This window comes from Brucella sp. NBRC 14130, from assembly GCF_040371715.1.
GTDB lineage: Bacteria > Pseudomonadota > Alphaproteobacteria > Rhizobiales > Rhizobiaceae > Brucella > Brucella intermedia.
Window position 1 is genome coordinate 208,090 of the sequence record NZ_BAABTE010000002.1, and the last position, 14,905, is coordinate 222,994.

Consider the following 14,905-nt stretch of genomic DNA (forward strand, 5'->3'; position numbering starts at 1 on the left):
ATGAGCTTCTTTCCCACACAGCCTTCCGACAAGAAGGCCATAGAAGAAGGCGCGGCATTCATGCCGCGCTTCGATGCATCGGGCCTCATCACCGCTGTCGTTACCGATGCGCGTGACGGCGAATTGCTGATGGTCGCGCATATGAATGAGGAAGCGCTGCGGCTCACCCTTGAAACGGGAATTGCGCATTATTGGTCACGCTCGCGGTCCACGCTCTGGAAGAAGGGCGAGACGTCGGGCAACCTGCAAAGCGTGGTCGAGTTGCGCACCGATTGCGATCAGGACGCGCTCTGGCTGAAAGTACGCGTTGCAGGCGATGGACCAACCTGCCACACAGGGCGCCGCTCCTGCTTCTATCGGCAGGTTATTGCCGAGAACGGCGATATTTCCCTGGCCCTTGAAGGGGCCTGCGATCACGGGCACTAACCCCGGTCAAAAGGATGTGATGGCGCGAATATGAGTCGCGCCATCAATTCGCAGCATTTATTCTTTGGATACTATGTTTCACTAACGTGAAGCTGTTCCCGCCAAACGGAACTGTCGGAATCGTTTTAGCTATTTGCCTGTGCATTTCCTGACGCAAACCGTTTGCCCTTTTACCGGGCTCTTTTGCCGGAAGTGCTTCGGGGTGGAAACGAAGAGGGATCCATCGTGATGCTTGCATGGGGGCAGAAGCGGAAGGCTGCGAATAACGACCTTGCTCTGCCAGCAGAAGAATCCGCTGAAAAGCCCGAAATCAAGCGAGACCCGCGCCGGATAGCCCTGGCGCTGGGCGGTGGCGCTGCACGCGGCTGGGCCCATATCGGCGTGCTGCGCGCGCTGGACGAAGCCAATATCGATATCGAGATGATTGCCGGCACGTCGATCGGCGCGCTTGTTGGCGGCTGTTATCTGGCCGGAAAGCTGGACGAGCTGGAAGAGTTCGCCCGCAGCCTTACCCGGCGGCGCATGTTCAATCTTCTCGACATTACATTTCGCGGCAGCGGGCTGTTCGGCGGCATGAAACTGGACGGTCGCCTGCGTGAGCATCTGGATGGGCTGCGCATCGAGGAGCTGGATCGTCCCTTTGTTGCGATCTGCACCGAGTTGCGCACCGGGCACGAAATCTGGCTGTCCTCCGGCCCTCTGGTGGAAGCGATGCGCGCCTCCTACGCCCTGCCCGGCGTTTTCGTGCCTGTGCGCTGGCAGGAACGTGTGCTGGTCGACGGCGCACTGGTCAATCCCGTGCCGGTATCCGTATGCAGGGCTTACGAGCAGCGCCTCGTTCTGGCGGTCAACCTCCACTACGACCAGTATGGTCGCGCGGCGGTCATCAAACACGCGCAAACCCGGCAGGACAGTCTTACCGACGCAATCCATGGCGAGAAGGAAGCACGGCTCGGCATTACCGGCGTGATGATGGAAGCCTTCAACATCATTCAGGATCGCATATCGCGCGCCCGCATGGCTGGCGACCCGCCGGACGTCACGCTCATGCCGATCGTGGGACAGATCGGGCTTGCCGATTTCCATCGCGCATCCGAAGCCATCGACGCCGGATATACAGAAACGCTGAAGCGCCTTGAGGATATCAAGCGCCTGCAGGGCATCGCCGGCTGATTTTCGACAGCCGAAACGAATCCGGGGGAATCGGATTCACCGGATTCGCTTCCCATTGCTCCCTTGAGCTTGGTCGCTGACCGCCGCGCATCCGCTTGATGACGTTTTTCAGAAATTTTTCTGATTTGTGGAAGTCTTTGAAAAAGCCCGGAAATTCGGGGTTTCTTTCCCTTCTGTCGTGATTGAGCACAAGCTTTTTCACATTCTTTTTCAAAAAGATTGCCGGAAGATGCAGATGGGGCTTGTGCACCCCAAAGTGATTTGCTAAATGCCCACTCGCCGACGGAGTTCGGCTCCTACCACGGGCGGTCGTGGCGGAATTGGTAGACGCGCAGCGTTGAGGTCGCTGTGGGGCAACCCGTGGAAGTTCGAGTCTTCTCGACCGCACCATCTTCTCTCAAGAACAATTTAAAATACTTTCCCCGCAAGGGGTTAAAGTCGTTTCTTGATTAGAGACTTTCACTTCTCTTCAATGGATTGCAAACGAAAACGCGCCCTTCAAGGAAGAGCGCGCCGATACAGTTTCGGGTTTTCGCTCAGCCTTTTCCAATCTCCGAGAGGATCGCTTCGCTATGTTCACCAAGCTTCGGGGAACGGTTGTCGAGCTTCAGTTCGGCATCAGAGAAGCGAATGGGTATCCGCAGGCCGGGAACGCCTTGCGGGTCTATTCTCATCCCCCTCGCCTCGAATTGCGGATCTGCGAACACATCGGCCACCGTGTTGATCGGGCCGGCAGGCACGCCGATTCTGGCAAGCTCGGCCAGAAGATCGTCGCGCTTCCACGCTCGGGTCTTTTCTTCCAAAAACGCCGTCAGGGCAGCCCGGTTGGCCACGCGCGCCGAATTGCTGACGAAGCGCTCGTCGGTAGCGATATCACCGATACCGAGCAGTGAAGTCAGTTTTCCGAACTGTCCGTCGTTGCCGCAGGCGATGATGAAATAGCCATCGGAAACGGGCAGCGTCTGATAGGGCGCGATGTTGGGATGCGCATTGCCCATGCGCTTCGGCGATATGCCGGATGCCAGATAGTTCATTGCCTGATTGGCAAGCACTGCCGACATGCAGTCGAACAGCGCCATATCGATATGCTGGCCGGTGCCGGTGCGCTCCCGCATGATGAGCGCCGACTGAATTGCAATCACGCTGTAGAGGCCGGTGAAAATGTCGGCGAAAGCCACACCGATTTTCTGCGGCTCCCGGTCCGGTTCACCGGTCAGATCCATGATGCCGCCCATGCCCTGGATCATGAAATCATAGCCTGCGCGTTCCGCATAAGGGCCTGTATGGCCGAAACCGGTGATCGAGCAATAGATCAGGCGCGGATTGATGGCCTTCAGGCTCTCATAGTCGAGGCCGTATTTGTCGAGGCCGCCCAGCTTGAAGTTTTCGATGACGACATCGGCGTCAGCCACGAGCTGGCGGACCAGTTCCCTACCCTCTTCGGTGCGGAAGTCGGCCGTGATCGAGCGCTTGCCGCGGTTGCAGGCGTGGAAATAGGCAGCAGAGCGTTCGCCTTCCACATCGATGAAAGGCGGGCCCCATTTGCGCGTATCGTCGCCCTCGGGGCTTTCAACCTTGATGACATCGGCTCCCAGATCGGAGAGCGTCTGCCCCACCCATGGCCCGGCAAGAATGCGCGCCAGTTCTACCACCTTGAGACCGTCAAGCGGTGTGTTCTGCATTTTCAGCAATCCCATACAAAAATAAAGAGGCCCGCCCGCGAACTGCGAACGGGCCCAAATGGAAGGCTTGGCTAGAGCATGTCTCCCGAAAGTGAACCGGTTTCGGGTTAAAGACATGCGTAAAAACAAATGGATAGAGCATTTCCAACGACTGATGAAAAACAGGAAATGCTCTAACTGCTATCAGAAGAAAGCCTGAATGCCGGTCTGGGCGCGGCCCAGGATCAACGCATGAACGTCATGCGTGCCTTCATAGGTATTTACCGTTTCCAGATTCTGCGCGTGACGCATGACGTGGTACTCGATCTGGATACCGTTGCCGCCGTGCATGTCGCGTGCCTGACGGGCGATATCCAGCGCCTTGCCGCAATTGTTGCGCTTGACGATGGAGATCATTTCCGGCGCCATCTTGCCTTCGTCGAACAAACGACCGACGCGCAAGGATGCCTGAAGGCCAAGCGCAATCTCGGTCTGCATGTCGGCGAGCTTCTTCTGATAAAGCTGCGTGCCTGCAAGCGGCTTGTCGAACTGCTTGCGGTCAAGGCCGTATTGACGCGCACGGAACCAGCAATCTTCCGCCGCACCGAGTACGCCCCAGGAAATGCCATAACGAGCGCGATTGAGGCAGCCGAACGGACCCTTGAGGCCGGAGACATTCGGCAGAAGCGCATCTTCCGAAACCTCGACGCCATCCATGACGATTTCACCGGTGATCGATGCACGCAGCGAAAGCTTGCCGCCGATCTTCGGCGCGGAAAGGCCCTTCATGCCCTTTTCGAGCACGAAGCCGCGAATGGCGTTGTCGTGCGCGGCAGACTTGGCCCATACGACGAAAACGTCGGCAATCGGCGAGTTCGAAATCCACATCTTGGAGCCGCTGAGACGATAGCCGCCGTCGATCTTTTCCGCCCGGGTCTTCATGCCTGCCGGGTCGGAGCCCGCATCAGGTTCGGTCAAACCGAAGCAGCCGATCAGTTCGCCGGAGACGAGGCCCGGAAGATATTTCTTGCGCTGTTCGTCGGAACCATAGGCGTAAATCGGATACATCACGAGTGACGATTGCACGCTCATCATGGAGCGATAACCGGAATCGACCCGCTCGACTTCACGCGCTACCAGACCATAGGACACATAGCCTGCATTGGCAGCGCCGTATTCTTCAGGAAGCGTCACGCCCAGAAGTCCAGCCTGCCCCATGAGACGGAAGAGTTCAGGATCGGTCGTCTCGTCCAGATAGGCCTTTTCGACACGAGGCAGCAGAACATCCGTTGCGAAAGCCTTGGCCGAGTCGCGGATCATGCGCTCGTCTTCGTTCAGCTGGTCATCCAGCAGAAACGGGTCTTCCCAGCTAAAAGCCGCACGTGACATCAGTGTATTCTCCTCAATGAAAATTTGCAGGAAATATGGACCGTGCCGCAGTTCGGTGCAATCGACGTTTACTCATCGATCTATTCCATTTAGTAATGGATCATGACTTCGATCTCCCGACGCCTGCTTCCTTCCACCAGTGCGCTTGCCGCCTTCGATGCCGTTGCGCGGCATGAGAGCTTTTCGGCTGCGGCCGAGGAGTTGTCGTTGACGCAAGGCGCGGTGAGCCGACAGATTGCAACGCTTGAAGAACAGCTCGGAACAGCACTTTTCGACCGGACCAGCCGTCATGTGGTGTTGTCGGATGCCGGACGCGCCTATCTCAAGGCCGTGGGGCCGGCGCTGGCGTCCATTCGGGCCGCCTCACTGCAAGTCATGTCGCAGATGCGCGGCACTACGCTCAATCTGGCCTTCCTGCCGACATTCGGGACACGCTGGCTGATACCGCGCATACCGCGTTTCGTGGCGAAATATCCGGATATCATCCTGAATTTTGCGACCCGTATCGGCCAGTTCGACTTTGATCGCGAAGGGCTGGATGCGGCGATCCATATCGGCCAGCCGGACTGGCCCAATGCCGACAGTGTCTTCCTGATGGATGAAACGGTGGCGCCTGTGTGCAGCCCCGCTTTTCTCCAGCAACATCCCGTGCAGGCGCCGACCGATCTTCTGCCGCTCCCCTTGTTCAACATGGCGTCACGCCCCGGCGCATGGGATCATTGGTTCAAGAGCCTCGACATCGCCGCTCCGGTTTCTCCGGGGATGCGTTTCGAGCAGTTTTCCAATGTCTCGCAGGCCTGCATAGCCGGTCTGGGCGTGGCACTGATGCCGCTCTTCCTCATACGGGCTGAAATCGAGAACGGACAGCTTGTGGTCGCCTGCCAGCATACGGTCAGAAGCCCGAGCAGCTATTACTTTGTGACGCCGAAGGCTCGTTCGAGCACTCCGGCTGTATCTGCTTTCCGGGATTGGCTGCTGGCGGAAATCAAAAGCGAGAATGCGGCTCACCCGGCCACGAAACCTGCATAGCCGTCGTTCAGGGTCTTGCGCAGGATCGCCGCATAGTCGGCGAAGGACTGATCGTCCGCGCGTATACGCCCGAATGAGGGGCTAGTGAATTGCCGCATGGGCACGAGCGCAAGCGGCGTCGAAACGGGTGTCAGATGTGCGCCCTGCCCGGCCCGCAACGTCGTCAGGATACCAAACATTTCACCCGTGATGCTGGGGCGGGAGAGGACGGCCATGCGATATTGGCCGGACGTATTCGTGACCAGATAGATGTGCCCCGAAAGGTGCGGAACGGAGACCGCTCCCTGTTGCGAGAACGAAACGTCGGAACGTTCCCGCTCACGAAAATTGAGATGTCCGGCGTCGAAATCCCAACCGATCTCCGTGATGTAGGCGAAGAGCGCCTTGTCCTCGCCGAAGGACGGACGCAAGGTGAGGTAATCGCCTTCGAGCCATGAAACCGAGGCGCGCGAATAGGCCCCCAGTTCTTCCGCTGCGTGGCTGTTGCCATTTCTGGTCAGTTGAGGAGCTTCACCCGCCTGCTCGCGCAGGGCGACGCCCATTGCCTGTTCGAGCCGGATGATCGTTGCGAGCGTGAAGGGCCTGTGGCCCGACAGCGCCTTTTCCAATGTCGAAAGACTGATCCGCGCTTCATCGGCCAAAAGCTGGCGCGAAATTCGCCGTCTTGCGATTTCCTCACGAACCCGAACGGCAACGCGGGTATTGATCTGGTCGGGAAGGTGAGAGTCCTGATCGGACATGGCTTATCCTGAACTGCGTACTTTTCTTCACAATTCCACACATATGCGTAACGGGCAAGGCGGTTTGCGGAAAGGGACGGCTGAAACTTGGCAAAGCTTACGCTGGAGTGGAAACAGCCGCTCCGGCGACAATGGCTCCAGTTCTTCGAGGTGAACAAGGAGCATGTCATGTCACCCGCGACAAGTCTTTCAAATCATAGCATTAGAGGTGGGGTACTCTCCCGCTTCTGTTCGTTCGTCTGGTTATGCAACATGGCGTTGCTGCCCGCGCTGGCCGTCATTTTCTGCCTGTTGCAGATAGTCCAGACGCGCGCCGAGACAGCCGCCCTGGTCACCCCGAACGAGGTTCAATCCGGCAGCCTTCTGCTGGAAACAAGCGAAGCCGGGCGTTATGTCGAAGCACCCCGGCTTGCGACGGACGTCAACCTCGATGTGAGCGGGCCGACAGCCCGAGCCCGGCTGACGCAGGCATTCGAGAACCCGACCGACAGTTTCGTCGAAGCCCTGTATGTTTTTCCGTTGCCCGAAGAAAGTGCAGTCTATTCGTTGAAGATGGTTATCGGCGATCGCGTGATTGTCGCTGACATCAAGGAGAAGCTGGCAGCCCGTGAAATATATGAAAAGGCGAAAAGCGAAGGCAAGAAAGCCACGCTGATCGAACAGCAGCGGCCGAACGTGTTCACCAATGCGGTTGCCAACATCGGCCCGCACGAAAAAGTTGTCATCCAGATCGAATATCAGCAGGCGGTGCGGCTTGCCGATGAGCGTTTTTCGCTGCGTGTGCCGTTGGTCGTTGCACCGCGCTACAATCCGGACATTGCCTCACCCGTTGTCCAGCAAGTCGAAATGCAGAATGGCTGGGGCAAGTCGAGCGACGCTGGCAAGCCCGATCCTTATAATGCGCCGATTGTAACGCCACTAGCTCCCCCGGCTGAACTGCCGACCAATCCTGTGAGCATCTCGGTCGAACTGAAGCCCGGCTTCCCGCTTGGCAAGGTTGAAAGCCTTTACCACAAGGTCAGGATCGATGCGGCGAATGACGCCATGCGAGAGATTACGCTGGACGGCACCGCTGCTGCAGACCGCGATTTCGTTCTGGAATGGAGTGCTGTTACAAATGATGCACCGCAGGTCGGGCTGTTCCGCGAACATATCGGCAAGGACGACTATGTGCTTGCCTATGTCACGTCACCGGCTGTTGCCAGCGCAAAAAAGGCACAGCGTGAAGTCGTCTTCGTGATCGACAATTCCGGATCGATGGGCGGTACTTCCATCGAACAGGCAAAGGCCAGCCTGGATTATGCACTGTCGCATCTTCAGCCCGGAGACCGGTTCAACGTGATCCGCTTCGACGACACGCTGACCAGGTTCTTCGAGGATTCGGTCGAGGCCAATCAGCAGAATATCGCCTCCGCCCGCCGTTTCGTGACCAGCCTTGAAGCGCAAGGCGGTACGGCAATGCTGCCAGCCCTTCATGCAGCGCTTGATGACAGCCATCGGGGTAACGGATTGCGCCAGATCGTGTTTCTGACCGACGGCGAAATCAGCAATGAGCAGCAATTGCTGGATGCCATTGCAGCACGTCGGGGGCGCTCTCGTATCTTCATGGTCGGTATCGGCTCTGCCCCCAACTCCTATCTGATGAACCATGCGGCGGAGCTTGGACGCGGAACCTTCACCCATATCGGGTCGGCGGCGGAAGTGGACGAACGCATGCGGGCTCTGTTCGACAAGCTTGAAAACCCTGCTGTTACCGATCTGAAGGCCAATTTCTCGGAAAAGAATGTAAGCATGACCCCATCCATTCTGCCCGACCTCTATCGTGGCGAACCACTGGTTATCGCTGCACGGATGGGCAAGGCAGCCGGAAACCTTGTCATCGAAGGCCAGATTGATGGCCGTCCATGGACAGTCAATCTGCCGCTCGATCAGGCAATGGATGCGGATGGCATTTCAAAATTGTGGGCTCGCCGCAAGATTGATGACGCCGAAGTGGAACTTACCCTTGGCAAGATTTCTCAGGACGCCGCCGATGCGCGCATTCTTCGCCTCGCACTGGAACATCATCTGGTTAGCCGGCTGACGAGCCTCGTGGCGGTCGACAAGACGCCGTCGCGACCGGCCAACACACCGCTCACCCGCGCCGATATTCCGCTGCAACTGCCTGCTGGCTGGGATTATGACAAGCTGTTCGGCATCCGTGCGGAACGCAATGTCGAGGAGCATGCAAGTATGGATGTGAAGGGCGTGAGCGCCCCTGTTCGCAGCCATGAGCGCCTTGCTTCACCTTCATCGCCATCGCAGCCCCTTCCGCTGCCGCAGACGGCAACGCCGGCGACGCTCATGCTCATGCAAGGCCTCGGTTCGATGCTGGTTGGGCTCTTCGTCCTCTGGTTCTTCCGTCGCAGGGAGAATGTGTGATGGCTGTCAGTCAGTTTGTTACGGGGAGCGCGCTGAGGCGCTCCCTTCTCCCCGCGCTTGGCATGATGCTTGTCGCGATGGGGTTGGTACTTTCCGGTCAGGGTATCTGGATACATGCCAAAGCGTTTGTCGCACAAATCCTGCTTGAACGGGCTTTTGCGGAGAGCATTGAAACAGGCGCTCCCGTCAAACCGTGGAACTGGGCGGATACCTGGCCGGTAGCCCGTATCGAAGTCCCGCGGCTTGAAGAATCAGCCATTGCCCTGAAAGGCGCCAGCGGGCAGGCATTGGCTTTTGGCCCCGGCCATCTGGACAACACGCCGATGGCGGGCGAACGGGGAACGGCCGTCTATGCCGCGCATCGCGACACGCATTTCGCATTTCTGAAGAATGTCGAGGAGAACGACCAGATACTCGTCACTCGCAGCGACGGAAAGACGGTTTCCTATCGCGTCAGCCACATGGCCGTGGTGCGGTGGGATGAGGCGAGGATCGCGCCGGACCGCGAAGGCCGCCACCTCGTGCTGGCGACCTGTTACCCGTTCGATGCGATTACTCCTGGCCCGCTTCGCTATCTGGTCTATGCAGACATGGAGACTGGCAAGTCAGGCGATTGATCGACTTGCGATCTCGTATGAACGCAGGCGTTTCTTGTGATCGTGGATCATGCCGGTCAACATCAGCTCGTCGGCGCCGGTGCTCTCCGCAAAGGCCTTGATGCCTTGCGCCACTGTCTCCGGTCCACCGACCACGCGGCATGACAGCATCTGGCGCACAAGCGCCTGTGCTGCCGGATCAAGCCGTTCCATATAGCCTTCGACGGGTGCCGGAAGCTTGCCGGGGCGGCCGCTGCGCAGGTTCACGAAAGCCTGTAGCTGCGAGGTGAAAAGATATTTCGCCTCTTCGTCCGTATCGGCAGCGATGACGTTGAGGCCCAGCATCACATAAGGCTTCTGCATATATTCCGATGGTTCGAACCGCTCGCGATAAAGCGCAATGGCGCGTTCCATCTCGGCAGGCGCAAAGTGCGAGGCGAATGCGTATGGCAATCCCAGCATGGCGGCAAGCTGCGCGCCGAACAGGCTGGAACCGAGAATCCAGACAGGCACATTCAGCCCCTCACCCGGCACGGCGCGCACGCGCTGGCCCGGTTCGGCAGGTTTGAAATAGTTGAGCAACTCGACCACATCCTGCGGAAAGGCGTTTGCATCGCTGTCGAGATTGCGTCGAAGGGCATGGGCGGTGATCTGGTCGGTGCCGGGAGCGCGTCCAAGACCGAGATCGATGCGGCCCGGAAACAGCGACGCCAGCGTGCCGAACTGTTCGGCAATCACTAGGGGTGCGTGATTGGGCAGCATGACGCCGCCTGCACCGACGCGGATGGTCGAGGTGCCGTTCGCGACGTAACCAATAACCACGGATGTCGCCGCGCTGGCGATGCCCGGCATATTGTGGTGCTCGGCGAGCCAGTAACGGTGAAAGCCGAGCCGTTCGGCATGTTGCGCAAGTTCCAGTGTGTTGTGCAGCGACTGCGCTGCATCACTGCCTTCGGGAACGGGCGAAAGATCAAGAACGGACAAAGGTATCATACTGGCTCATATGGGTTGGAACGCCGCATTCGCAACGTCAGCAGAACAAAAAAGGGCGGCCTATTTCTAGGCCGCCCCTTGTCGTTGGTTCAACGCAAGTTTCAGTGATGTTGCACTGGAGCCGGTTCGCCGCCCTCTTCGGAGGACGCGACATACTCGCCTTCCACATCCTTCTTCGCGATGAAGGTGTAGAACATAGGCACCACGAACAGCGTGAAGATCGTACCGATCACGATGCCGGTGAAGATCACGAGGCCCATCGAATAACGAGCAGCCGCACCGGCACCGGTCGCGATGATGAGCGGCACGACGCCGAGCGCCATGGCCGCGGTGGTCATCAGGATCGGACGCAGGCGGGTTTCAGCCGCGACGATGATTGCATCCCGGCGTGACAGGCCATGCAGGCGGCGCTGCTGATTGGCGAATTCGACCATCAGAATGCCGTGCTTGGTAATCAGCCCGACAAGGGTGATGAGACCGACTTGCGTATAGATGTTGAGGGTACCGAGGCCGATATTCAGCGGCACGATGGCACCGAAGATCGACAGCGGAACCGACATCATGATGATGAACGGATCGCGGAAGCTTTCGAACTGCGCCGCAAGCACGAGATAGATCACGATCACGGCGAGGCCGAAGGCGATCAGGATCGTGTTGCCCTGCTCCACTTCCAGACGCGACTGGCCGGAATAATCCAGGAAGAAGCCTTCCGGCATCTTGGACTTGGCCAGATCGACCAGGGTTTGCAGGCCCTGCCCGGTGGTGACGCCCGGCAGTGGCAGCGCCGAAATCGTTGCCGAATTCAGCTGGTTGAACTGTTCGATTGCGGCAGGCGATGCGTTCTGGCTGACCTTGATGACCGAAGACAGCGGGATCATCGAGCCGGAGACGCTGCGCACATAGAAGTCGCCCAGCTTTTCCGGGTTCGAACGGTAGACATCAGGCACCTGCGTGATGATGTCATAGCTGTTCGAATCGCGGTCGAATTTCGCCACCGATGCGCCACCGGTCAGGAGACCCAGTGTCGAGCCGATATCGCTGATCTGCACGCCCAGCGTCGCCGCACGGTCACGGTCGATGGTGATCGTGATCTGCGGTGCGTTGAAGGAGAGCGAGTTCTGCACGATGATGTACTGGCCCGAAGCCTGCGCTTCGTTCTTGATTTCCTCGGCGAGTTCGAAGACCTGATCGGCCGGGCCGGTCGATTGCAGCGCAATCGAGATCGGCAGACCGCCACCCGTTCCCGGCAGGGACGGAGGCGCGAAGATGAAGGCTTCGACACCTGCGACCTTGGAGATACGTGCGGTCAGGTCTTCCTGGATCTGCTTCTGCGAACGCGTGCGCTCGTTCCAGTCCTTCAGAACCCATAGCGCGATACCGGACGTCGTGCCGCCGTCCATGCCGACGATCTGGAAGCGGGTCTTCAGTTCAGGAAGATCCTTGGTCAGTTCGTCGATCTGTTCGGCGTAGAGATTGGTATAGGCCGAGGTTGCATATTGCGGAGCCTGGAACATCGAGAACAGCGCGCCGGAATCTTCTTCCGGTGCCAGTTCGCTCGACGTGTTCATGAACAGGAACCCCGTCAGGCCCATCAGCGCAATAACGATCATCAGCGTGATGCCGCGATAGTTGAGCGAGTTGGAGACGCGGCGGTGATACCACTTCTCGAAACGCGAGAAGGTCCGGTCGATGAACTTCTGGAACCGGCTCTGGTCGCCGTGCTTGAGCATGCGGGCGCACATCATCGGCGAAACCGTCAAGGCGGCAATACCGGAGATGATGACGGCACCGGCCAGCGTGAAGGCAAATTCCCGGAACAGAGCGCCCGTCAGGCCGCCCGTGAAACCGAGCGGTGCGAACACTGCCGCCAGCGTGATCGTCATGGCGATGATCGAGCCGGTGATTTCCTTCATGCCCTTGAACGCGGCGTCAATGGGCCTCAGGCCCTCCTCGATATGCCGGTGGATGTTCTCCAGAACCACGATGGCGTCGTCGACCACAAGACCGATGGCGAGAACCATGGCAAGCAGCGACAGGAGATTGATCGAGAAGCCGAGCACATAAAGGAAGAAGCACACGCCGATCAGAGAAATCGGGATCGTGACAATCGGAATCAGCACCGAACGGAACGATCCGAGGAAGACGATGATGACCAGAATGACGATGGCCACGGCTTCGCCGATGGTCGTGAAGACTTCCTTGATCGACGAGCTGATCTGTTCGGTTGCGTCGTAGACCAGAACGAGCGACATGCCTTCCGGCAGCGATGCCTGGATGGACGGAAGCTCCTTGCGGACAGCCGCCGCCATGTCGATGGGGTTTGCCGCCGGTGTCGGGAAGACGCCGAGGAATGTACCCGCTGAGCCGTTGAACGAAACGATGGTGTCGGTGCTTTTCGCCGCGAGTTCGACCCGCGCCACATCACGCAGGCGAACGACGTCATCCCCCGATGCCTTGATCGGCATGGCGCCGAAGGCTTCCGGGGTCTGCAAGGTCGACTTCAGCGTGATCGAAGACGCAACATATTCGTTCTTCGTCGTGCCAGGAGCCGACAGGAAGTTGGAGGCCTTGATGGCCGCCAGAACTTCCGGCGCCGTGATCTGGCGGGCCGCAAGCTGGATCGGGTCCAGCCAGACGCGCATCGAATAGACCTGGCCGCCGAGGATTTCAGCCTTTGCAACGCCCTGAATGGTGGACATGCGCGGCTGGATAACGCGCTCCAGATATTCGGTGATCTGTTCGCTCGTCATGTTCGGGTTCTGCGCCGCCAGATACATGGTGGCGAAGTTCTGGCCCGTGCCCTTGACGATGACCGGATCATCGGATTCGTCCGGCAGGTCGCCGCGAACCTGATTGACCTTGGCGATGACTTCCGTCAGCGCCGCGTCAGGGTTTGCGCCGAGCTTCATCTGCACCGTCACGGTGCTTGACGAGGGACGGCTCGAAGAGGTCACGTAATCGATGTTTTCGGTGGTCGCGACCGCTTCTGCAATCGGAGCGGTGATGAAGCCCTGAATGAGATCGGCGCTCGCACCGGCATATGTGGTCGTTACCGTAATGACGGTTTCGTCGACCTTCGGATATTCACGCACCGTAAGCTGCGCGATCCCCTGAAGGCCCAACAGAATGATCATGAGGGCGACCACCGTGGCAAGCACGGGGCGCCGGATGAAGATATCGGAGAAGCTCATCGGGTTCGCCTATTGCTTGTCGGCCGGCTGGCTGGCCGGAATCGGATTGACGGTGTTGTCGATTTTCACCGGAACACCGGGCGAAAGCCGGTTCTGGCCTGCCGTGATGATGATATCGCCGGCCTTGAGACCGCTCGTTACCTCGACCAGACCGGAATAACGGCGTCCAAGCTTGATGAAGACCTGCTGCGCCACCTGCTTTTCACCCTCTTCCGGCTTGGCATCAGCTGCCGGAGCCTTGGCGGTGCTGTCGCCTTCGGCGGCCTTCGCGCCCTCCGGCTTCTGTTCCGGACGGACAGCATAGACATAATCGCCGTAAAGGCTGGAGATGATCGTGGTCTGCGGAAGAGCGATGACATTGTCTTCTTCCGGCAGTTCGACACGAACCTGCACGAACTGGCCCGGCGTCAGCTTGTGATCCGGATTCTGCACTTCGGCACGCACGGAAACGAGACGGGTGGTCGGGTCGATCTTCGGATCGATGCCGACAATCTTGCCCGTAAAGTCGAGCGCGTCCGCCGTCGAACCGACCTTGACGGTCTGCCCGAGCTTGATGGACGTCAGCGATTGTTCAGGAACCGTGAAGTCGATACGCATCACGTCGGTGTTCTGCAGCGTGGCGATGACCGTGCCGGGGGTCAGATACTGGCCGAGATCGACTTTGGAGATGCCGATAACGCCGGAAAACGGAGCCTTGACCGACTTCTGCGCGAGCGTTGCGCGCATTTTCTCAACGCGTGCGCTTGCAGCATCGGAGGCCGAAGCTGTCGTATCGACATTCGATACCGCACCCACGCCACGGGTGCGCAACGTATCAGCTCGCTTCAGGTTCTGCTGGGCAAGAACGGCTTCGGCTTCAGCGGCTGCGAGGTCCGCCTTCTGAATGCTGTCTTCCATCTGAAGCAGCAGGGCGCCTTCCTTGACTTCCTGATTGGCCTTGAAGTTGATCTTCTGCACGACGCCGTCGAGCTGCACGGTCAGGTCAACACCATTGAGCGCGTTGGCCGTGCCGATGGCCTCGACACCCGGCTTCCAGACGCCTGGCTCCACCGTGACGGTCGAAACCGTCTGGGCGGGCTGCTGCATGTTGGCGAAGAAGTCCTTGATGGCCTGTGATCGGAACAGGTTAAAGCCGACGAGGCCTCCGACGACGATCACGAGGAATATTATTGCCAGTATAAGGCGCTTGATCATTGCGGATGCACTCCAGATGGCTCCCTGATCGATCAGGGTTGGGGGATTGGCCGCGGCGCCTTCTTTCGCATTCACGCAAAGGTCGCGCGTAT

General features: G+C 58.8%; 12 protein-coding genes and 1 tRNA gene. 6 read left to right on the top strand and 7 right to left on the bottom strand.

Going from position 1 to position 14,905, the window contains the following annotated elements:
- Window positions 1-426, top strand: coding sequence for a phosphoribosyl-AMP cyclohydrolase (hisI, locus tag ABWW28_RS04480; protein WP_021585131.1), 426 nt, complete (start codon window positions 1-3; stop codon window positions 424-426).
- Window positions 427-651: 225 nt separating this feature from the next.
- A complete protein-coding gene (locus ABWW28_RS04485; protein ID WP_031346031.1) occupies window positions 652-1,599 on the top strand; it encodes a patatin-like phospholipase family protein in 948 nt (315 codons plus the stop codon).
- On the opposite strand, the gene ABWW28_RS04490 is transcribed toward ABWW28_RS04485, so the two are convergent.
- On the bottom strand, window positions 1,571-1,813 hold the full coding sequence (locus ABWW28_RS04490) for a hypothetical protein (RefSeq protein ID WP_156368243.1): 243 nt from the start codon (window positions 1,811-1,813) through the stop codon (window positions 1,571-1,573). The two genes, ABWW28_RS04485 and ABWW28_RS04490, sit on opposite strands and share 29 nt — an antisense overlap.
- Before the next feature lie 91 nt (window positions 1,814-1,904).
- Here ABWW28_RS04490 and ABWW28_RS04495 point away from each other — a divergent pair.
- A tRNA-Leu gene (locus ABWW28_RS04495) sits at window positions 1,905-1,989 on the top strand.
- Between the two features lie 146 nt (window positions 1,990-2,135).
- Here the strand turns inward: ABWW28_RS04495 and ABWW28_RS04500 are convergent.
- On the bottom strand, window positions 2,136-3,281 hold the full coding sequence (locus tag ABWW28_RS04500; RefSeq protein ID WP_031346029.1) for a CaiB/BaiF CoA transferase family protein: 1,146 nt from the start codon (window positions 3,279-3,281) through the stop codon (window positions 2,136-2,138).
- Window positions 3,282-3,464: 183 nt separating this feature from the next.
- Window positions 3,465-4,649, bottom strand: a complete 1,185-nt coding sequence (locus tag ABWW28_RS04505; RefSeq protein WP_021585127.1) for an acyl-CoA dehydrogenase — start codon at window positions 4,647-4,649, stop codon at window positions 3,465-3,467.
- 102 nt (window positions 4,650-4,751) lie between these two features.
- On the opposite strand from ABWW28_RS04505, the gene ABWW28_RS04510 reads away from it, so the two are divergent.
- Window positions 4,752-5,678 (top strand): LysR family transcriptional regulator, encoded by a 927-nt coding sequence (locus ABWW28_RS04510; RefSeq protein WP_021585126.1) that lies wholly within the window; start codon window positions 4,752-4,754, stop codon window positions 5,676-5,678.
- Here the strand turns inward: ABWW28_RS04510 and ABWW28_RS04515 are convergent.
- Entirely contained in the window at window positions 5,654-6,418 is a 765-nt protein-coding gene (locus ABWW28_RS04515; RefSeq protein ID WP_021585125.1) for a helix-turn-helix domain-containing protein, read from the bottom strand. The genes ABWW28_RS04510 and ABWW28_RS04515 overlap by 25 nt on opposite strands.
- A gap of 168 nt (window positions 6,419-6,586) precedes the next feature.
- Between ABWW28_RS04515 and ABWW28_RS04520 the strand changes: the two genes are divergently transcribed.
- Together ABWW28_RS04520 and ABWW28_RS04525 are read left to right on the top strand one after the other, a co-directional pair.
- Window positions 6,587-8,839: a marine proteobacterial sortase target protein gene (locus ABWW28_RS04520; RefSeq protein WP_036592399.1), complete on the top strand. Its 2,253-nt coding sequence runs from the start codon at window positions 6,587-6,589 to the stop codon at window positions 8,837-8,839.
- On the top strand, window positions 8,839-9,456 hold the full coding sequence (locus ABWW28_RS04525; protein WP_021585123.1) for a class GN sortase: 618 nt from the start codon (window positions 8,839-8,841) through the stop codon (window positions 9,454-9,456). The genes ABWW28_RS04520 and ABWW28_RS04525 overlap by 1 nt, the downstream gene beginning before the upstream one ends.
- On the opposite strand, the gene ABWW28_RS04530 is transcribed toward ABWW28_RS04525, so the two are convergent.
- From ABWW28_RS04530 to ABWW28_RS04540, 3 genes are all read right to left on the bottom strand, one after another.
- The gene (locus ABWW28_RS04530) at window positions 9,445-10,428 is read right to left on the bottom strand and encodes an LLM class flavin-dependent oxidoreductase (protein ID WP_021585122.1); all 984 of its coding nucleotides are present in this window, start codon (window positions 10,426-10,428) and stop codon (window positions 9,445-9,447) included. The genes ABWW28_RS04525 and ABWW28_RS04530 overlap by 12 nt on opposite strands.
- A gap of 101 nt (window positions 10,429-10,529) precedes the next feature.
- Window positions 10,530-13,619: an efflux RND transporter permease subunit gene (locus ABWW28_RS04535; RefSeq protein ID WP_021585121.1), complete on the bottom strand. Its 3,090-nt coding sequence runs from the start codon at window positions 13,617-13,619 to the stop codon at window positions 10,530-10,532.
- A 9-nt stretch (window positions 13,620-13,628) separates the two neighbouring features.
- Window positions 13,629-14,813 (bottom strand): efflux RND transporter periplasmic adaptor subunit, encoded by a 1,185-nt coding sequence (locus tag ABWW28_RS04540; RefSeq protein ID WP_021585120.1) that lies wholly within the window; start codon window positions 14,811-14,813, stop codon window positions 13,629-13,631.
- Between the last annotated feature and the right edge of the window lie 92 nt (window positions 14,814-14,905).

What these genes read in the sequence shown, in the direction of transcription:
- hisI (WP_021585131.1), top strand. Translation starts at nt 1, where the DNA reads ATGAGCTTCTTTCCCACACAGCCTTCCGACAAGAAGGCCATAGAAGAA.
- ABWW28_RS04500 (WP_031346029.1), bottom strand. Translation starts at nt 3,281, where the DNA reads ATGCAGAACACACCGCTTGACGGTCTCAAGGTGGTAGAACTGGCGCGC.
- ABWW28_RS04505 (WP_021585127.1), bottom strand. Translation starts at nt 4,649, where the DNA reads ATGTCACGTGCGGCTTTTAGCTGGGAAGACCCGTTTCTGCTGGATGAC.
- ABWW28_RS04510 (WP_021585126.1), top strand. Translation starts at nt 4,752, where the DNA reads ATGACTTCGATCTCCCGACGCCTGCTTCCTTCCACCAGTGCGCTTGCC.
- ABWW28_RS04515 (WP_021585125.1), bottom strand. Translation starts at nt 6,418, where the DNA reads ATGTCCGATCAGGACTCTCACCTTCCCGACCAGATCAATACCCGCGTT.
- ABWW28_RS04520 (WP_036592399.1), top strand. Translation starts at nt 6,587, where the DNA reads ATGTCACCCGCGACAAGTCTTTCAAATCATAGCATTAGAGGTGGGGTA.
- ABWW28_RS04525 (WP_021585123.1), top strand. Translation starts at nt 8,839, where the DNA reads ATGGCTGTCAGTCAGTTTGTTACGGGGAGCGCGCTGAGGCGCTCCCTT.
- ABWW28_RS04530 (WP_021585122.1), bottom strand. Translation starts at nt 10,428, where the DNA reads ATGATACCTTTGTCCGTTCTTGATCTTTCGCCCGTTCCCGAAGGCAGT.
- ABWW28_RS04535 (WP_021585121.1), bottom strand. Translation starts at nt 13,619, where the DNA reads ATGAGCTTCTCCGATATCTTCATCCGGCGCCCCGTGCTTGCCACGGTG.
- ABWW28_RS04540 (WP_021585120.1), bottom strand. Translation starts at nt 14,813, where the DNA reads ATGATCAAGCGCCTTATACTGGCAATAATATTCCTCGTGATCGTCGTC.